This is a genomic window from Yoonia maricola, assembly GCF_002797915.1.
In the GTDB taxonomy this organism is placed as follows: domain Bacteria; phylum Pseudomonadota; class Alphaproteobacteria; order Rhodobacterales; family Rhodobacteraceae; genus Yoonia; species Yoonia maricola.
In genome coordinates, this window is sequence record NZ_PGTY01000002.1 from 243,173 (window position 1) to 260,906 (window position 17,734).

At 55.8% G+C, this 17,734-nt stretch carries 18 protein-coding genes; 6 read left to right on the plus strand and 12 right to left on the minus strand.

The annotated features are described in order from the left end of the window. Positions 1 to 4: 4 nt before the first annotated feature. On the minus strand, positions 5 to 925 hold the full coding sequence (locus BC777_RS11410; protein WP_100368314.1) for an SDR family oxidoreductase: 921 nt from the start codon (positions 923 to 925) through the stop codon (positions 5 to 7). 38 nt (positions 926 to 963) lie between these two features. Beyond that, complete coding sequence (locus BC777_RS11415; RefSeq protein ID WP_100368315.1) at positions 964 to 1,704, minus strand: SDR family oxidoreductase; 741 nt, start codon at positions 1,702 to 1,704, stop codon at positions 964 to 966. Positions 1,705 to 1,827: 123 nt separating this feature from the next. Between BC777_RS11415 and BC777_RS11420 the strand changes: the two genes are divergently transcribed. Then, positions 1,828 to 2,724 carry a LysR family transcriptional regulator gene (locus BC777_RS11420; protein WP_100368316.1) on the plus strand — a complete coding sequence of 299 codons (897 nt, stop codon included), beginning with the start codon at positions 1,828 to 1,830 and terminating at the stop codon, positions 2,722 to 2,724. A gap of 267 nt (positions 2,725 to 2,991) precedes the next feature. Here BC777_RS11420 and BC777_RS11425 read toward each other — a convergent pair whose 3' ends face one another. From BC777_RS11425 to BC777_RS11455, 7 genes are all read right to left on the minus strand, one after another. Next, positions 2,992 to 4,104 carry a patatin-like phospholipase family protein gene (locus BC777_RS11425; protein WP_133122549.1) on the minus strand — a complete coding sequence of 371 codons (1,113 nt, stop codon included), beginning with the start codon at positions 4,102 to 4,104 and terminating at the stop codon, positions 2,992 to 2,994. After that, entirely contained in the window at positions 4,101 to 4,523 is a 423-nt protein-coding gene (locus BC777_RS11430) for a hypothetical protein (RefSeq protein WP_100368318.1), read from the minus strand. Before BC777_RS11430 ends, BC777_RS11425 begins: the two co-directional genes overlap by 4 nt. Further along, positions 4,520 to 6,169 carry a glutaredoxin domain-containing protein gene (locus BC777_RS11435; RefSeq protein ID WP_100368319.1) on the minus strand — a complete coding sequence of 550 codons (1,650 nt, stop codon included), beginning with the start codon at positions 6,167 to 6,169 and terminating at the stop codon, positions 4,520 to 4,522. Before BC777_RS11435 ends, BC777_RS11430 begins: the two co-directional genes overlap by 4 nt. A 2-nt stretch (positions 6,170 to 6,171) precedes the next feature. Then, positions 6,172 to 6,522, minus strand: a complete 351-nt coding sequence (locus BC777_RS11440) for a hypothetical protein (protein ID WP_100368320.1) — start codon at positions 6,520 to 6,522, stop codon at positions 6,172 to 6,174. A gap of 73 nt (positions 6,523 to 6,595) precedes the next feature. Beyond that, a complete protein-coding gene (locus BC777_RS11445) occupies positions 6,596 to 6,994 on the minus strand; it encodes a DoxX family protein (protein WP_100368321.1) in 399 nt (132 codons plus the stop codon). A 6-nt stretch (positions 6,995 to 7,000) separates the two neighbouring features. Then, complete coding sequence (locus tag BC777_RS11450) at positions 7,001 to 10,111, minus strand: efflux RND transporter permease subunit (protein ID WP_100368322.1); 3,111 nt, start codon at positions 10,109 to 10,111, stop codon at positions 7,001 to 7,003. Further along, entirely contained in the window at positions 10,108 to 11,265 is a 1,158-nt protein-coding gene (locus tag BC777_RS11455) for an efflux RND transporter periplasmic adaptor subunit (RefSeq protein ID WP_168769147.1), read from the minus strand. The genes BC777_RS11450 and BC777_RS11455 overlap by 4 nt, the downstream gene beginning before the upstream one ends. Positions 11,266 to 11,343: 78 nt before the next feature. Between BC777_RS11455 and BC777_RS11460 the strand changes: the two genes are divergently transcribed. Continuing rightward, positions 11,344 to 11,982: a TetR/AcrR family transcriptional regulator gene (locus BC777_RS11460; RefSeq protein WP_100368324.1), complete on the plus strand. Its 639-nt coding sequence runs from the start codon at positions 11,344 to 11,346 to the stop codon at positions 11,980 to 11,982. A 453-nt stretch (positions 11,983 to 12,435) separates the two neighbouring features. Here BC777_RS11460 and BC777_RS11465 read toward each other — a convergent pair whose 3' ends face one another. Both BC777_RS11465 and BC777_RS11470 read right to left on the minus strand, forming a co-directional pair. Continuing rightward, positions 12,436 to 12,948 carry a YdeI/OmpD-associated family protein gene (locus BC777_RS11465; RefSeq protein ID WP_168769148.1) on the minus strand — a complete coding sequence of 171 codons (513 nt, stop codon included), beginning with the start codon at positions 12,946 to 12,948 and terminating at the stop codon, positions 12,436 to 12,438. Between the two features lie 7 nt (positions 12,949 to 12,955). Beyond that, positions 12,956 to 13,555, minus strand: a complete 600-nt coding sequence (locus BC777_RS11470; RefSeq protein ID WP_100368326.1) for an SRPBCC family protein — start codon at positions 13,553 to 13,555, stop codon at positions 12,956 to 12,958. Positions 13,556 to 13,644: 89 nt separating this feature from the next. Between BC777_RS11470 and BC777_RS11475 the strand changes: the two genes are divergently transcribed. Together BC777_RS11475 and BC777_RS11480 are read left to right on the plus strand one after the other, a co-directional pair. Beyond that, entirely contained in the window at positions 13,645 to 14,100 is a 456-nt protein-coding gene (locus tag BC777_RS11475) for a MarR family winged helix-turn-helix transcriptional regulator (RefSeq protein WP_168769149.1), read from the plus strand. Positions 14,101 to 14,268: 168 nt separating this feature from the next. Further along, positions 14,269 to 14,805, plus strand: coding sequence for a hypothetical protein (locus BC777_RS11480; protein WP_100368328.1), 537 nt, complete (start codon positions 14,269 to 14,271; stop codon positions 14,803 to 14,805). Positions 14,806 to 15,234: 429 nt separating this feature from the next. Here BC777_RS11480 and BC777_RS11485 read toward each other — a convergent pair whose 3' ends face one another. Further along, positions 15,235 to 15,966 (minus strand): YiiX/YebB-like N1pC/P60 family cysteine hydrolase, encoded by a 732-nt coding sequence (locus BC777_RS11485; protein ID WP_100368329.1) that lies wholly within the window; start codon positions 15,964 to 15,966, stop codon positions 15,235 to 15,237. Positions 15,967 to 16,205: 239 nt separating this feature from the next. On the opposite strand from BC777_RS11485, the gene BC777_RS11490 reads away from it, so the two are divergent. Further along, entirely contained in the window at positions 16,206 to 16,562 is a 357-nt protein-coding gene (locus tag BC777_RS11490) for a hypothetical protein (protein ID WP_100368330.1), read from the plus strand. 29 nt (positions 16,563 to 16,591) lie between these two features. Beyond that, positions 16,592 to 17,713, plus strand: a complete 1,122-nt coding sequence (locus BC777_RS11495; RefSeq protein ID WP_100368331.1) for a DUF3800 domain-containing protein — start codon at positions 16,592 to 16,594, stop codon at positions 17,711 to 17,713. Positions 17,714 to 17,734: the final 21 nt, after the last annotated feature.

A 17,734-nucleotide genomic window follows, 5' to 3' on the forward strand; every position in this document is an offset into this window, starting at 1 on the left:
TAGATTAGTTTGCTGCCTGTCTGACCGGAGACAACAAGTCGTCCAGACCGATCCTTCGGAACATCTCTGCCCTGACCCGATCCGCGACCCCGCTAACAACTTCGGAACCATCGTGCGACGGATCAACATGAATCCGAAACGGTCGCTTTCCCAACGGCACATTCACAATGTCGACAATACCACGCGCCACGGCCGATGGGTCTGCGTCAGCAGGCTCAAGCGACCGAAGCCCGTCGAGCGCCTTTGAAGGGACGTCAGCATAGGGACCGGTCAGATAAGCATCAGCAACCACCTGATCGTCGGGTGACCCAGCTTGTGCGAAGTGATTGGTACCGGCAGTGAACGCACCCGGCACCATGATCGACGTTTCGATCCCCCAGCGGGCCAGCTCGGACGCATAGGATACCGCCAGCGAATCCATACCCGCTTTGGCGGCAAAATAAGGCGACAGGAACGGCGGTGTCCCACCACGAGCGCTGCTGGACGACACCCAGACAATAAGGCCTTGGCCTTGTGCCCGCATTCTGGGCAGCGCTGCCCGCATCACGCGCTGCGTCGATAGCACATTGATGTCGTAGAGTTGCGCCATCTGCTCTGGTGTGAACGCCTCTGCCGGGCCGAATGACATATGGCCTGCGTTATGGACAATGACGTCAAGGCGGCCAGCCTCTTCAAAGATCTGATCGATCCCGGCAGCGACGGAGGCGTCGGCAACCACGTCGATCTCGGCCACGCGCAGATCGACATCGTTCTTGCGGGCGTAGTCCGTGGCCGCCTTAGCCGTCCCAGCATTGTGACCTTCGGTTCCGCGCATGGACGCATAGACCGTATGGCCCGCATCAGCGAGAGCGTAGGCGGTCATCTTGCCAAAGCCGCTTGATGCGCCGGTGACAACGACAATCTGTTTTTCTGGTTCCTTTGTCATTTGATTGCTCCTTTGTTTCGAATGGAGGGTTAGCCCGTTCAGACCAACCCACCGTTTGCACGTAATGTCTGTCCGTTGACCCAAGCTCCGTCCGGTCCGGCCAGAAACGACACGGCGTTGGCAATGTCGCGGGGTTCCCCGAGCCTTTCGAGTGGGACTATTTTGGCGAAACGATCGATCAGTTCCGGTGGCTTGCCGTCCAGGAACAGATCGGTCGCAGTGGGCCCGGGTGCCACGGCATTGACGGTGATATTGCGCCCGCGCAGCTCCTTTGAGAGGATGCCAGTCAGCGTCTCGATGGCTGCCTTGGTCGCGGTGTAGACCCCGTATGTCTCAAGCTTCGTGCCCACGACACTGGTCGAAAAGTTGACGATGGCCCCACCGCTTTGCAGCCGGTCCGCAGCCTCGCGTAGCGTATTGAATGTGCCTTTGAGGTTGACGGCGATATGCGCGTCAAACAGAGCGTCGTCACTGTCAGCAATCTTCGCCAATTTCATGATACCCGCGTTGTTCACGAGAACATCAACGCCTCCGAAGGCGGTCTCAGCTGCATCGAACATCCGTCGCACAGCCTCAGCATCAGATACGTCTGCTTTGGCAGTAATGGCTTTACCACCTGCGGCCTCGATCTTGTCGACGACGGCCGCCGCCGCTTTTTCGCTGCCAGCGTAGTTCACGATGACATTGAGGCCATCGGATGCCAAACGTTCGGCAACGGCCGCACCAATTCCGCGCGACGCGCCGGTGACAATTGCAGTTCTGGATTTTGTATCGGTCATGATATCTCCTTTCTATTTGCCAGCACCATGCTGGCGATGGCCGAAAGATATGCCGTTGATGGAACGGGATAATGGGGTATATTTTGACATCGCTATTCGCCCTAGACGAACAATGAGGATGCAATGGACCGACTTGACGCAATGCAGCTTTTTGTGCGGATCGTCGAACGCCGCAGCTTCACGGCCGCCGCCCACGATACTGGGACACCGCGATCCACCGTCACCGAAGTGATCCAGCAGATGGAGCAAAGACTTGGGGTGCAATTGCTCCACCGTACGACGCGTGTCGTACGCCCGACGCTCGACGGGCAAGCCTACTATCAGCGATGCCTTTCGATACTTAACGACATTGAAGAGGCCGACAGCGCCTTTGCGGGTGCGCCACCGAAAGGTCACCTGCGGATTGAAGTCCAGGGTACGCTCGCCAGACATTTTCTGATGCCCGGCTTGCCGGATTTCCTATCCCGATACCCTGAGATCGAGATATCCATTAGCGAAAGGGATCGGTGGGTCGATCTGGTCGAGGAAGGTGTCGACTGTGCTGTGCGGTGGGGCGAGCTGCCCGACAGCGATTTGATCGTGCGACCATTGGGTATGGCAAAGCGGATCACCTGTGCTTCACCCAGATATTTGGAGAACTTTGGTGAACCAACCTCGCTAAGCGATCTGGAGATCCACAAAATGGTCGGTATCTGGCCCATGACGACCGGCGCAGTCCTTCCGCTCGATTTTGTTGTGAAAGACGAAATCAAGAATTTGAGGCCGTCTGCGCAAGTTTCGGTTAACGGCCCGGAGAGCTATCGTTTGTCTACCTTGCTTGGTCTTGGTTTGGCGCAGATGCCGCTCTTTCACATCGACGACGATCTTCGGCTTGGGCGTCTCTGTCAGGTTCTGGCAAAATATGATGTTCCGTCTGTGCCTGTCTCGCTTCTCTATCCGAGAAGTCGTCAGCTTTCGTCGCGTGTGCGCGTGTTTATCGACTGGGCCGTGAGGTCGTTTCAGGATGACAGGTTTATGTAGGACCTCTTCAACCGGTTGAAGTCATCACCATAACTCGTTTCAAGACACTCGCCAAAGCTGACATTCATGCAATGCGCAGCATCAGACACATTGGGCTCACTGCCGACATCTGATAGATTTTGTCGGATGACCCGTGCCAGCCCAAAGCCGTCATTGGATCGGGATGCTCGAGCGAGCGAGTCGCGGGACAAAGCGTAACTTCGCTGCGGCTGCGCGAAAGTCGGCTTTCGGACGCTGGGCCAGATTCCGATGATCGGGTTTCCTGTTTTAGTCGCTCCAGATGTCCCCAGCCAAGCCCCGTTGATACCCGTAGTCAAACAAAGGGATCATGTAATCGAGCGAAAACCGCTCCGATGGATCGTATACAACCGGACTGTCCGGCTCCACTGAGACGGCAAATACCTGTAACTGACTGTCTGATGCTGCAAGTTCGGCAGCGCGTAGCCCGCTGCGCGCGCTCGATCGTACCAAGGTACTAAGGGAGTGCGTTGAGATGCCGATTATGCTCCGAGGGACGCTCTGAGGGGCAGGATCAATGGTGTTATTTATAAGAATGAACAGCCTGCCTTGACGGTTGCGCGCTAAAGCCGGGGTGGCTTCTGGTATGGCCAGGAACTGCATGTTCAGTCCACCATCGAGGTGGGTCTCGCGATAAATCTGACCGCTTTTATCCCGGTAGCTGATAGGCACTGGCGGGAATACTGCTGGAAGCGCTGAGGATGCCAGTACAATGGATCGCAACAGGTCGTCTTGACCATCCACAGCCAAGGCACCCATGTTCCAGATGTCAGCGCGCGCTGTGTCCAAATTGGACGTCACAACGAAAAGTCGCGCGCCGTTGTGATGACGTTCTGCAATCGCGTCAATAATATCCGCGGCGACGAAAGTGCGCAAAAGATCAGCCATCGGTTTAGTATCATAAACCGACGATCCGAGAAGCCCCGGCAAACCACGACGGCGCAAAACGTCATCTCCGCCGAACTCTGTGAAAACCTGTTTTAATTGAGCGTCATAAGCTGGGCCGAGAAAAGCGAATGGGGCGATCAATGCGCCCGCAGATATGCCAGTGACAACATCAAATCGCGGTCGATCTCCACGCGCTGACCAACCATTCAGTAAACCTGCACCGAATGCGCCATCTTCTCCGCCCCCTGAAATGGCAAGGATGTCCGGAGCATCTCGCATTGTCGACTCATGGATATGACGTGCCCAGCTGGAATAAGGAGCGAATTCCGCAACTCGGTATTTTCGAAGGGGATCAGCCTGCTCCCGCGATGGAAGCTGAAGGTCCGGGGCGGTCGGCGAACACGCTCCAATTAGGGCGAGAGAGCCCCCCCAAAAGAACACGCGTCGATTGATCCGAAGTGGTGTCAAGGTCACGTAGATGCGTCCTGCGCGGCCGTGGGCCTCAGATCTTCCCGATGAGCTAGCGCAAGCAAGATCATTGCTATCAGCCAGACCGACGGGCCGAAGATACCCGGAATGACCGGTACGATTCCAGGCAAAAGCAGGAGAACTATGAACCCCAAATCTGTGAACGTTGTGACAGCCGCCGCGATGACGGCACCGCCCACGCTCCTACGCCAAATCCGGGGTGTCAGGATGCCTACGAAAACCGCCATGCCGAAAAGATGCCACGCGTTCTGTTGGATCCGACCGGCTGCCAGTGGATCACCGACCGTCCCCGCGGTCATCCAAGTAGACACCGCTGCTCCGACATGCATCACGGCCCAAATCGCCAAGAAGATGGCTGCCGCCCGCGGATAGAGTTTGGCAGTAGGAAGGGCTTTGCTGATCATATCGCCGATGTCCTTGTTCGCGCCTTGATGGCCAGGCTTGATGTCTCAAGGCCGTGCCCTGCCATCATCTCGCGGGCATCACTTGAAGGTAACGCCTGAAGAACCGCTGCGGTCCGTTGAACAAGGGACGCCATCGCGCAGGTCGTTATGAGATGAATGACTTCGATCTCGCTGAAGTGCTTCAATACGGGTGCAACGAAGCGCTTCGGTGTCTCCAGCGGCACCTGCGCTGACGTCCAGGCAAAGATAAGCGCCGCACGTTCCTGATCCGAGAAGCCATCGACAGAGCGATCTCCGCCACCTTCGAGACTTTTGGCAGCCGAATAAGCTACGTTCAGCCGGGAGACGGTGCGCGCGCGATCCTCAGATGCCATGATGGCCATTGCAGCCTCATCGGTGGCGACAGCGTCATGCCCTTTTTCGATCGCTGCGACATATGCCATGAGATGACGCAGCTCCGACGGCAGCTTTGAATGTGTACGCGCCTGCGTCATCTCTGCGTAGAAATAGGCATGAAGATCCTGCCCGACTTCCGGCCAACGCGCGATCCAGCCAGGCACGATCCCAAGCTCATTCCGGCAAAAGGCGTCCACGCCTCCAGCTGCCTTCACATGGCGGCGATACTCACCCTGTAAGTCCTCCATCGACGGGCCACCCGATGGCAACTCATGGTCAAGGTTGGTCGGTGCCCGATCGTGCTTGACGCCGTGCCGTCCGGCGTCCAGCCCGATGCCCTTGGCATCGTTCGCCCAGTGCGGCTCAACCTCGACGCCGGTCAGATCGTTGTAGACGTTCAGGAAGCCAAACGACCCGGAAATCATGGCGACGTAGTCGGTAACATTATCGGGGTCGGGGTGGCGGATGAGGCCCTTGTGACCTGCCGTGTCGCGCACGCGGCTGAGGTCGGCGTAGGACACGGTGTTCAAAGTCGCGTGGCCCGCAAGATCGGCCAAAGCGACTTCGAAATCCTTGACCGGGCTCAGCCAGCCAGCGTCTCCAGCTCTTGCCTTGTCGAGCGCCTCGGGGATGCCAAGAGACTTTTCACCCATCGTAGCGACAGAATGGACTTTGCAATAATTGCATCCATGCGCGTTAGACGAACCCCAAGCGACGACACCTACGCCGGGTCCGCCAAGCGTGTCGCGGCCTCCGCCCACGCTGATGGCATTGTGGCAGTAGATGAAGAGTTTGTAAGCTTCCGGCCAATGGTGCATGAAGTAGAAGCAATTAGGCCAAAACCCGAAGAACTCCTTGTACATGTGCAATACAGGCCATTCGGTTGGTTCATCGGAATGCGTTCCGTCGCTTTCCGGCAGCCTTGTCTTTAGTGGCTCGTCAGCCGAAAGCTCCGGAAAATCGCTCGGAAGAGACGGCAGTGAACCTAAGATATGATCGACTAAATCGCTCAGCAGCCCGCCTTTAGACAAAGCCTCCAAGGCGTCCGCACCACCAACGTGCTGACCTCCGATAAAAATCTGAGGTACGGTCACTGCACCGCTTCGAAAGATGCTTTCCGCGGCGATAGCATCCGAGGCAAGAATATCGCGTTCGAAAAAGGGCATGTCGTGGTCAGCGAGCAGCTCTTTGGCCCGGGCGCAGTGACTGCATCCGGGCTTAGTAAACAAGACGATCTCTAGCGCACCCATTTTCAACGACGAACCAGTGTCATGCCATTGGACACCGAATAGGATCCGTCTCCGTTATCGGTGAACGTCAGGCATTCCTCCCCTTGCCGGGGACCTGACGTGATGTCGACACACATCCCGGTGTCTGTCATCTCCCAAGTGCCCGCACCTGTCCCAACAGGCGCGCGCATCTCGATGGTACCGTCGGTCTTGTAGCGCAACGATGCGCGCAGGATTCCCATACGGCCTTGCAGATCTTGTCCCACCAGCTCGGCCCGGATCCTATCGGGGCCCATAGTTTCAGCGGTCGCAGCGAGACAACTTCCGATGAAAATGGCGATGGTGAGAGAGGTGAGCTTAACAGTATCCTTCATGGTTTTCTCCTGTTGAGTTAGGGTTTCGCGTGAATGGTGGTTCAAAAAGGGATAATGGTGACCGCACATCGGATCAGAACGCCCGTGGTCGTCGACGAAAGAGAACGATCGCCGAGAGAGTACCGAGGACAAGTGGCCCAATCGGCGGGCTAGGTACGACGACGATGTGAACAATAACGGCACCGAACATGGTGCAGATCAGCAATGACGCTCCGATCCAAGAGCTGCGCACGTTGAGCAACAGAACCGCCGAGCCAACCTCAATCGCGCCCGTAACATAGCGAAACCACTGGCCGAGCCCGATTAGATCGAACAAGTCGACCATGGGGGTCACACCGATCAATTTTGAGCCACCCGCCGCCCCAAAAGCGAGGGCGAGCGAAATTTGCACACCCCAAGTTAACCGATTGGGCCACGGAGAGGTTTGAGGGTTGGCCGTGCTCGGGTCGAAGTCTGAGGCAGATTTGTTCATTTCAGGTCACTCCGCTGGTGTTGCGTTGGTTAAGGCTTCGCTTGCATCTCTTTCTTCACGGGACCGCCTGTTCCATCGCGCGATCAAAAGCTTGTAGGCACAAGGCGTGAAGATGAACGTCACAAGGGTCAGCAGAAGCAGGCCACCGGCAAAGACCTCGGCGAAGGGAGGCCAGAAGTCTCCGCCCAGCAGAATCAGCGGGACAAAGCCCCCGGCCGTAGTCAGCGTCGTCGACCATATGTGACGCGCCGTGTAGCCGGTGACGATGTCAGCCATGGCATCCGGATCGCCAACGCGGGCGTCCGGGTCTTCATCGAGCACCTCGGTCATGACAATGGTGCCGTTGATACCAACCCCGATGAGACCCATGATCCCGATGATGACGATGAAACCGAAGTTGTTCCCGGTCAGTTTCAGCACCAGCATCCCCATCCCCAAGGCGAGGAAGCCCGCGATGAAGACCATCCCCATACGTCGGAAGGAATTGAACGCGATCACAAGCGACGTGACGGCAGCGATCAACAGGATGGAGACCTGGCTTAACAGGCGGCCAACCGCTTCGGACCGCTGGCCCTGTGCGCCTTCGAAACTGTAGGAATAACCAGCTGGAAGCTCGAATTCGGCCTCTTCGAGCGCCGCCTCGAACCGGGTCTGCACGACAGACGGTAGCATACCGAACTCGACGAAGCTCGACACCGATTGGATGCGCGCGCCGTTCAGCCGGGTGATGTCCGTCCATGCCGGGACCGGACGCACCTCCGCTACTGAGGTCAGTGGCACTTCTGCACCACCGGGGGCGAGAAGCGTCACGTCGGCAAGGTCGTCGACCGTTTCTCGCTGCCCTTGACCCAAACGAACCGAAATCGGCAGCTGTTCGGAACCTTCGAGGACGAATCCACCGGTCTGACCGTTGAAGGATGCGTTGATCTGCTGCGCAATCGCTGCCGCATCAAGTCCCACAACGCGTGCGGCTTCGTCGTCGACATCGACGGCCAATTTCACGTTGTCACGATGGAGAGATGCGCGGGCATAGACCGCTCCTTCGACAGACCCAAGGATGCCTGCGGCGATTTGGCCGTACTCTGCGAGCACCTCCAACTCTGGCCCGTAAACACGCATCTCGACTGGCGTGGACACCGGCGGGCCGAACTCGTATCGCCTGACGACAAGCGCAACCTCTGGGAATTGCTTCGAAAGGCTCTCTTGGAAGTAAGGGATCAGCTCGGCTGTTCTGGCGGCTCCGGTGGTGTTGATAATGATGTTGCCGAAGGCAGGGTTCGCGCTCTCGGAGGAAATTACGTTGTAATAGAGTTGCGGCGTTGCCGCGCCCGTTACTGTGAGGGTTTGGGTAACCCCTTCTGTGTCGCGAATGATACGCTCGATCTCGCCGACAACCTCCGTCGTCCGAGTAATAACGGTGCTTTGTGGCAGCCGGATCTCGATTCGAAACTGATCACGATCCGCCGGGGGAAAGAAGCTCGTCGGAACGGTCGGGAGCGAGGTGATACCGATTATCACGGGTGCTAGGCAAACCGCGATGCCGACTATCGGCCGACCAATCAGAAAGCGGATGAGCGCGCGGAAGCCTGTCGCCAGTGGCCCGACGGAAATGCCTTGTGTCGTCCATCCTTTGCCAGAGGCCTTGCCCTCGCGAAAGAGGATCGGGGCCAGCGCTGGCACGATGTACATCGACACGACGAAGGACGAGCCGAGCGCGCAAATCACGGCAATGGACATCGGCCCGACGAATTCGCCAGCGCCCCCAGGTAGCAGGACGATTGGCATAAACGCCAGCATGGTCGTGAAAGTCGATGCGGCCAAAGGAAAGAGGAGTTTGCGAAGCGCACCTTCGATGGCAGTGCGAAAGCGTTCCTCTTTCGAAAGACGCTCGCGAATGTCGTTTGTCATGATGATGGCATTGTCGACCATCAGGCCAAGCGCCACGATCACGCCGACGATGCTCATCTGATTGAAATCAATGCCGACCATTGGAAAAAGGCCAGCCGTCATCAGGGCCGTGGTCGGGATCGCCAGACCAACGGACAAAGCGGACCTCAGCCCCATCGTGAACAGCAAAACGATCACGACGATCGCGAGCCCTTGCCCTAGAGAGACGAGTACAGTCTGCAGCCGTTCGGTGGTGTAGCTGGCCTGCTCGAACAACTCGGTCACGGTCACACCAGCAACGTTGCGCTCGCTGAACTGCTCCACAACGGCCTGGGCGTGAGGCACCCACAGATCAACTCGCTGGCCAGGCTGCATGCGGGTACCAATGAACACTGCAAGTTCGCCGTTAAACAAGCCAAGTTCCGAAGGCGGGTCCGAGACAGTGCGACGAAACTCTGCAATGTCGCCAAGAACAAGGGAAGACGCCCCATCACTTTGCAGGGGGATCGCGCGCAAACGCTCAAGGTTGTCGAGGGTGTTGTCGAGCTCGATGGTCAGAGAGTTGGTATCATTCACGACCGAGCCAGCCGCGTTTCGAGCATCGGCGCCCGCAAGCGCCGTCGCAACGGCGCGCACGTCCAATCCGGCAGCGCGCAACGCGGCCTCGTCGACAGTTACCTCCACCAGCTCCGGATCCGAGGCATGGACTTCAACAAGATCGGTTCCAGGAACAGATCGCAGCTGGTCAGCCAATTCCTCGGCATAGCGTTGCAGAATGAGACGATCCGTGTCCCGACCGTCTCCGGCGTGAACAGCAAACGCGGCCGTATAGGCGTATCCGCCTTCATCGTTGAGGTCAGGCGGGAGTGACCCTGACGGCATCCCCGCTTCGATATCGGCCAGCTTGTCCCGAACGCGGCTCCAGACCGGCGCGACATCGGTCACTTCATCAAGCAGTGTGATCGATACAATTGACACATCGGCGCGCGACGTGGAGGAAATCTCATCGATCTCGGCGAGTGTTCTAAGCTCTTCCTCGATGACGCGCGTCACGAGCGCCTCGACCCGCTGTGCGGATGCCCCGGGATACAGGGTCGTTACAGCAGCGTTGCGGCTCTGGATCGTTGGATCTTCTGCTCGGGGGGTCGTCAGCATGGCCCCTGCGCCGATCGCGATCACGAAGAGTACTGATAGCGCCAGAAGCCGCCGGTTAAAGATAAACGAGATCACTGGCCGGCCCTCGCGGAGGCGAGGATGACGGCCTGACCGGGGGCAACGCGGTTTGTACCGCGCGTCACAATACGGTCTTCATTCTGGAGCGCGCCCGACACGTAGGCCTGCGCTCCATCAGAGTAATGAACCTGCACAGGCGCGCGGGTCACTTCCAGCGCCCCATTTTCGGCATCTACGACGATCTGTACCGCGAAAAGGCCGCGCAGATCTGAAACCAGCGCGTCTAGGGGAACCCAGAAGCCATCCTGATCTACGCTTTGAGATAGCGTGATCCGCAGCATCTCGCCTTCTAGCGGCTGGCGAGACGCCTCCCAATCCAGTACCAGCAGCATCGTCTGTGACTGTGCGTTGACGACCGGTACGATCGAAGAAACGACGGCCTCATATGTGTTCCCACGCCAAGTTAGCGGGACGATTTGCCCTTCTTCGATCTGCGTCGCCGCTGCCACAGGAACACCCACATGCGCTTCGATGCTGTTGGCATCGACCAGCTGCAGCACCGGAATACCGGCTGACACAACGTCGCCGACGTCAAACTCCACTTGCGTCAGAATCCCATCGAAGGGCGCGCGCAATTCAGTGTCCCGAAGGTCAAATTGGAGCCGGTCAATCTGTGCCTCGATTGCGCTGATGTCTTGCTCGGCAAGTTCGAGAGCGGTTTGATTCTGTTCGACGCTCGTCCTCGTAACCGAACCGGTTTCGAGGAGAGCTTCGCTTCGCCGAAGATCATCCAAGGCTTGGTTGCGGGCAGTCTCAGCGCGCAGCAGTCGCGCCTCCAGCTCTTGCCGGTTAGAACTGAGGCGTGCGGAGTCCACCGCCCCCAAAATGTCGCCCGTTGCCACACGATCGCCAATGGAGACGTCAGCGAGAATAACACGGCCTCCGACTTCAAACGACAGCTCTGCCTGTTCAGCGATGACTGTGCGACCGGCATACTGTCGTGGGACATCATACCCGGTCGCTTGTTCAGCGGTTGTCGTGAGCACTGGAATGGCGCGTTCATCGACAAAGATTGAGGCCTGCACAGCGGCTGCGTTGTCTTGAATACGATTGATCGATGCGAGGGCCGCAGCTGCGAGCCCGACCAGCATTACACCACTAAAGAGGACGCGGCCGAAGCGCCTCAGTCTGGGCTTCTCATTGTTTTTCATCGTCAAACCCTCCATTATAGGACAACCGAATTAGAAGTCGGTTTCGAATTATAATACATATACGTAGGATAAATGTGAATGGATCAAGATGGTCCGAAAAATAAAGTTGCAAGGTCAGGTCGTCCGGTGGACAAGGCCAAAACTGAACAGATCCGGGAAGAAGCGAAGAAGCTTTTTTTCGTCCACGGCGTCGACGGCGTGTCGATTGAGCAGATCGCGGCCTCGGCAGGTGTGGCGAAATCAACGGTTTACGCAAAATTTGGAAACAAGGACGCAATCTTCGAAGCGGTTGTAGACGACATCGCTGACAACGTCGGCGCGGGGATGAAGCATCGCATCGCCGAAGGTGGAGAGCCCAAAGAGGCTCTTGTTGCCTTTGGCAAGGCTCTGATGGGCGGAATCGCGGAGCGGCGGCTCCTTACGGCCGAACCCGTGATCGCGATCGAAGCATTGAAGAACCCCAAGCTCGGGGACAAATTCTTTGCCGCAGGTCCCGGCAAAGCAAAATCGATGCTGTCTGAAGCTCTGACAACTTGGCAGTCAAACGGGCTCATACCGGCAGGCGACGTTCAAGAAATGGCCGAAGATCTTCTCGGACTATGGCTTGGAACTTTGGTCTACGAGATGCGGTTGAAGCCACACATGTCTGTCGAAAGCGATTACTTAGAGAGCCGGGTCAAGAAAGGCGTGGCTAAGTTTCTTAAGATTTACGTCTGATTTTGTCCACGGGGCACTTTGGCATCACGGATTTGAAACTCTTGCTATAGGATCATGGTCTGGCTCTCTGTTTTTATCGAGCTTGGCAAATCGTTATTTGGATTTGGCAGCTATATCGACTGAAAATATCCGTTCTTTCTGCTTGAGCGCGCTCAAACATGGTTGGTTTGGCCAACCAAAATGCTTCGATTTAGGCCCTCGGGCGAGTTCACCCAATATCATGGTACCAACGGCACTCCTAGTTCCCGCAGGATAAGGGCCGCTGTCAGAAAAACCGGACATTTGTGCGGAGCGCAGCATTGGTCACTAATGGGCTCCCCTGACACCTTCGCCGAAGGGCCGGTTCAGGAAACATGGCCGTTCGCTGTGCTGTGCTAGAACTGGTAGGACGCGGGACCAAGCGCCAATTCGCTGCGACTGCGCGAATGGTGGCTTCTGTGAAAGGCAACGAACCTATCTTTTCCGTTTTTGCAGATCGCGCAACGTGATCCCTTCTTTGATCGCCGCCATTGCCTCATCAATGCGACGTTGTTCAGTCGGTACGGTCTTTGCGGAGAAGACATGGTTCGTGAACATCCGCTTCTTTCCAGCTGTGAGCTTGTCCCATTGCGCCGAAGCGGCAACGTCCGAGTTCAACGCAGCCGTCAAAGCGCTAGGGACGTCGACATAATCCTGATCATCGACCCGGAACCGCATTTCCACCTCATCGCCGACATCAAGCCCGGTGTTGGCCTTGATATCAGGCGAGACAATGAAGTAACGCTGCCCGTCTCCAACCGGCATCCATGCACCACGCACAGGGACATCCGCAATCTCGCCTTCAACCCGAAGCCGCGGATATGTCTTGAAGGGAAGTTCGGTTTCGAAACGTGGTGGCATGAACAACACCTTGTAGGTGATTACCCGCGACTTCCCGACACCATGAAGTGCAATCTCGCCGACGAAGTCGTGGGTGAAATAAGTCATGCCCAGATCACGCCGCCCGCTTGTTGTGTTCGTAAGGATTATCGCCCTTCGGTGGGCGTCCCACGACCTCTCCGTTCGTGTCTCGATGCGGTGGTTCGGAGAATGCCTTAAGACCGACGAGGTCCTTACGGTGCATTTCTCGCGTCCATTTTGAGAGGCCTGCGAACTTCCAGATCGCATTGAACGGGCGCGGCAGTTCATTGACGAAATGGGCCAGCACACGGGCGCGGCTTTCGCCCTCGGGACGAAGCTCGAAAGTTAGCTTCGGCTTATGCGGTGGGCCGGGGCCAACGAGAGTAAGGACGACTTCTTCGTTCTCTTCAAGACGCACAACTTCCTGATGGCCGACCCGTTTACCTTTAGTGAAAAACACCGTTTTGGTGCCGGTCTCGCCATCCGCGCCTTCGACGGTACAGGTTGATTTGGTTTCTTTCGGCCAAGCCGACCAACGCATCAGATGCTCTTGAAGGCGGATGTCGTCATAGACGTCTTTAACCGGTGCATCGACCGTGATCTCTTCGGTGTATTCAACCTTCGTGGGCGCGAGTGCGGACAAGAGAGCAACAAGAGCGACCAGGCCCAACACGACGTAAAGCGCAGTTTCCATTTTAAGCCCCACTGTTCTTGCGTTCGAATCTCAACTGCGCGACTATCTAGATCAAGTAACTTGATTGTCAAGCTAAATGGATGATACAGATGCTAACGCTCGAAGAAGCGACGCCACAAGACCTCGTCGCAGCTTGCCGCAGATTGTATGCAAGCATTGACCGCCTGGATGCGAAGGCCGCCAACACTGTTGGGGTCAGCCGGAATGATCTGCGGTGTCTGAACATGCTCGCAGAAGAACCGGCAAAGCCGAGCAAAATTGCAGAAGAGTTGGGTTTGACAACCGGGTCCGTCACGACCTTGCTCGACCGATTGGAACGAGCAAACCTCGCGAAACGCGAACGTGACCCGGACGACAGGCGAGGGATCATCGTCCGTCCGACACCCTACCTGTTCGAAACACTTGGGCCGATCTATTCAGGCGTTGCGAAAGAAATTGAACGGACCGCAGCAGAGTATTCTACGGAAGAACGAAAAGCTGCGGTGAAGCACCTCAACGATGCGTCATCTGCATATGAGGTCGTTACATCCCTTGATGATCGATAGCGGCCATTAGCGCTGGCCGCAGCGTTTGGTAGGGCGGGCTCTTCGCTGCCATCGGATGCATTGCAGCATCAACAGCTTTTTGCTTCGAAAGAGTGTTTCGGACGGCCCATACCGGACGCTCATATCGGCCTCATTGCCGCAGGGCAGCTTGCCGGAAGCGGACATTGAATGCTACCTGTATTGAAGCAAATGATGATGGTCAACGTCCAGCAGGAGGCGACGATTTTGGCGGGTTTTGAGGTGAACTATTCAAAGACCGATGAACACCCGTCAGGAGCCGATCGGCTCTTCAAGGTCATGATGCGCTTTGAATTCAGCCTCAAAGAAATCGGCTATTGTCAAACCGCAAGAAACCAGAACGCTGAGGTTGATTGGGACAGGTTTGCCAATGAAAGTCTTGGCGTACCGTTTTTTGATGCGATAAAGGCGGCAGGCGACGTGAACGTTCTGCTCCAGACGCCGCCAAAGCGGCAAATCGTCGACGGGCAAGGCTACCTGAATTGGGAGCAGGTAGGCGCAGTTTCAAACATCCAGGAGTTAATAGGCTCTCTTCGACGTGTCAGAAACAACCTCTTCCACGGAGGCAAGAGCGGTGACCCGGATAAAGATCGAAACGACGAATTGGTCGGTAACGCGCTCTCTTTAATAGATGCCATTTTACAGCATGACCATGATCTACGAATGATGTTCGAAGGAAACTATTGAGCTGCGTCGGGGGCCGGCCCAAACTAGCCGTTCATCGGATCAGACCGCGCTGCATTGCCGCTTCACCAAACCGGACTTTCGCCGTGCTCGCAAAATCTGGCAGTGACTGAACTCACGGTCTGTGGAACAAAGTGGGATTTCGTCGCAGTTGTCCTAATGTCCGAATTTAGCAATCTATGGATTGCGCCGAAGCCAATCCTCGGCCACGTCGAGACGTTTGACATGATGCTTCGCTAACATCTGATAGAATGCCAACAGCATTGCTACGGTTTTCCTTGGTCTGATTGATTGGTAGTATCGGTAGCTTTTCGCGTTTTGTATGAAGCGATTGTCTGTGCGAGATTCTCCCGAAAGCGTGTTTGTACAATACCATCGAACATCGTCGGGTTGCCGATTTCCGAGCTCTTCCATGAGCTTAGTGTCATAGTGCTACGGGTTAATATCGTGGTCGGTTTTCCAAACGTCTAGGAAGCCGGATTCGGCATAAAGTTGCGTAATGGCCTCATCATACTCTGGGTGCTCCAGCACAAGTCTATCAACGTCACTGAGGTGTTGTATTGAATCGTCTATTTTTCGCGCACCGTTCAGGATGTGGTTTGTGGACTGCCGCATAAGATCAAGCCCGCTCGGATGCTTTTGCCAATTCTCAAATTCCTCATCAGTGACATCCACAGTTGCATTTCCAACTTCGATAAGTTGGTCGCTGTTCAATAAGTCGTTTGGGGTGCAAAAATTGGAATTTTTGACCAAACTGAAACCGTTGGCAGCGTAGGCCTGCGCGACAAGACGACTGCAAAACTGTTTAGGTGACCCTTCTTTTCCGAGCCCTTTCCAAGCTCTGCCAGCTTCCCAAGTTGAGTATTCGCTTCCGATGCGTTCGCGAACATATTTGCAGATGTCAGTTGCTGCGGAGGTATTAAGTCCATCCCTAAAACGTAAAGCAAACACTGTGTTGTGTTGCTCAAAGAACAAACGCTGTGTATTTGCAGAATGCACACCTTCGTTCGTCGCATCAATGACAGAGCAGTGATCGACATAAAGCATGGCGTGCGAAATCGGGCTGCCTGTGGTAGCGCGGATGACTTTACTAATCCCGGCATCGCTGGTCGTTAGGATCACATCAGCAAGCTTTAGAGTTTTGTCATTCAATCGCTTCTTCATCGTATATCCTGATGTGGGCCATTCATTATCTTAGTATGAAAAGAATGGCCAATCTGCCATTGGTTTAACGTGCAGCAATCTTCAAACTGGACTCTCTACCGCAGTTGGAGCGACCGCAACATGTTCAACCAATTCTTGGATGGCCTTTCACGTGGACGGCCCCAAGCAGACATTGACGAACGCCCCTTTTGTCACCGAAGCACAATACCTATTTCAATCTTAGAAATAGGAGAGGTGAAATGGCGTTAACGATGGATATGGATGCGGCAAAAGCCGAGCTCCTGCTGCGCGCAGCTCTTTTGGACGACGCAAGTAACGTTGCCGAACGACTTGCTGCGCTTAGTGCTGACATTAGCGTCGATGATGATGGTGAAGCGTGGATATCGCTTGATATGGACCTTTGGCCGGAGGGTAAGAATTCGCCAGAAGCCGAAGCGGTTGGAAAAATGCTTTGGTTAGAAATCGATTGGTCGTCGACATCCGGAACATTCCCTTTTGCTTGGCCTAGTCTTGGTGAACACACCGATAAGACCAAAGACTACTTCAAGATGGTACTTGATGCATATGGTGGCCAGAAACCCACAGACGGTGCCTAGGTGGGTCAGCAATATAGGATATCAATCTTTTGTACTGCTATGTCGACGAAAGCGGGAACACCGGCAACAACCTCTTCGATGCGGCTCAGCCCGTACTCTACTATGGTTTGCTTACCTCGAAAACGAATCTGGATGTCACCGCCGAACCTCTTCTCAAGGCATTGCGTGCGAAGCTGAATGTTGAACGCTTGCACGCAAATGAGTTGGGGGTTGCTCGTCTGTCAGATATTGCGCCTGATCTAGGCTGTTTCGCGTTAAAGCGGGATATACGCTTCTCGCTGTACAAGGTCGCAAAGCCTGACCATGCCATTATTACGTTTTTTGATCAGGTTTTCGATGCAGGGCTGAACGAAGCCGTTCCATGGCCCCACTATTGGACGCCATTAAGGTACGTGCTCACCTTTAAGGTCGCCCATCTCTTCGACGCAGAGACCGCGAAAGCCGCATGGGCAGCTAGACAAGAAACAAATCCGGCGAAGGCAGCACAGGCGCTTCAAAGCATCTGCTCGACTTTATTAGACCGGGTCCCACATTTGCCAGACGCGCGCTCTCAAGAGCTTGTATCGGGAGCTCTGACGTGGGCGGCTGCCAACCCATATGAGATCGATTTTGGATCAGGCAACAAGGACAGTGCCCTTCAGATTTCACCAAACCTTGTCGGCTTCCAACAGGTCCTACAGTACATCGCGATCCAGGCACGCAAGCAGTCGAGGAACGTCCGAAAGATTGTGGTCGATCGACAGACACAGTTCAACAAAGCGCAGGCGGAGCTCGCGGACATCTATCGAAGGCTGAGGGGGCTTAAACAAAGCATGGGTCCTGGTATGCCTGAGATGGACATGACTAATATGCCGGATGTTCCGCCGACATTTTCTCCCGGCGATGAAAGCGCGGGCCTAGAATTGGTCGACGTGGTTCTCTGGGTTGCGAAACGAATTGAGGATGGGAAACCGCTTTCTCCGGAACTAGCACAAATGTTCAACGCGTTCGCAAGAAGGGGGGTAACAGACGAGGTATCTCTTGCTGGGCTCGATCGACGCTGGAGATTTCTTGTCGATCTTCCTGAGCCTGAAGGACCCCTACCAGAAGGCTTAGCGGCTAAGTTTGAGGAGTGGGAAAGCGATCGAAGGAAGGCTGTGGACAGCTGTTGAGGTGGGACACCTCTAGACCTT

Coding starts and splice junctions, on each gene's coding strand:
- BC777_RS11485 (WP_100368329.1), bottom strand. CDS start 15,966: ATGAAGAAGCGATTGAATGACAAAACTCTAAAGCTTGCTGATGTGATC.
- BC777_RS11440 (WP_100368320.1), bottom strand. CDS start 6,522: ATGAAGGATACTGTTAAGCTCACCTCTCTCACCATCGCCATTTTCATC.
- BC777_RS11475 (WP_168769149.1), top strand. CDS start 13,645: ATGCTAACGCTCGAAGAAGCGACGCCACAAGACCTCGTCGCAGCTTGC.
- BC777_RS11435 (WP_100368319.1), bottom strand. CDS start 6,169: ATGGGTGCGCTAGAGATCGTCTTGTTTACTAAGCCCGGATGCAGTCAC.
- BC777_RS11470 (WP_100368326.1), bottom strand. CDS start 13,555: ATGGAAACTGCGCTTTACGTCGTGTTGGGCCTGGTCGCTCTTGTTGCT.
- BC777_RS11455 (WP_168769147.1), bottom strand. CDS start 11,265: ATGAAAAACAATGAGAAGCCCAGACTGAGGCGCTTCGGCCGCGTCCTC.
- BC777_RS11430 (WP_100368318.1), bottom strand. CDS start 4,523: ATGATCAGCAAAGCCCTTCCTACTGCCAAACTCTATCCGCGGGCGGCA.
- BC777_RS11415 (WP_100368315.1), bottom strand. CDS start 1,704: ATGACCGATACAAAATCCAGAACTGCAATTGTCACCGGCGCGTCGCGC.
- BC777_RS11490 (WP_100368330.1), top strand. CDS start 16,206: ATGGCGTTAACGATGGATATGGATGCGGCAAAAGCCGAGCTCCTGCTG.
- BC777_RS11460 (WP_100368324.1), top strand. CDS start 11,344: ATGGATCAAGATGGTCCGAAAAATAAAGTTGCAAGGTCAGGTCGTCCG.
- BC777_RS11480 (WP_100368328.1), top strand. CDS start 14,269: ATGCTACCTGTATTGAAGCAAATGATGATGGTCAACGTCCAGCAGGAG.
- BC777_RS11410 (WP_100368314.1), bottom strand. CDS start 925: ATGACAAAGGAACCAGAAAAACAGATTGTCGTTGTCACCGGCGCATCA.
- BC777_RS11465 (WP_168769148.1), bottom strand. CDS start 12,948: ATGACTTATTTCACCCACGACTTCGTCGGCGAGATTGCACTTCATGGT.
- BC777_RS11420 (WP_100368316.1), top strand. CDS start 1,828: ATGGACCGACTTGACGCAATGCAGCTTTTTGTGCGGATCGTCGAACGC.
- BC777_RS11445 (WP_100368321.1), bottom strand. CDS start 6,994: ATGAACAAATCTGCCTCAGACTTCGACCCGAGCACGGCCAACCCTCAA.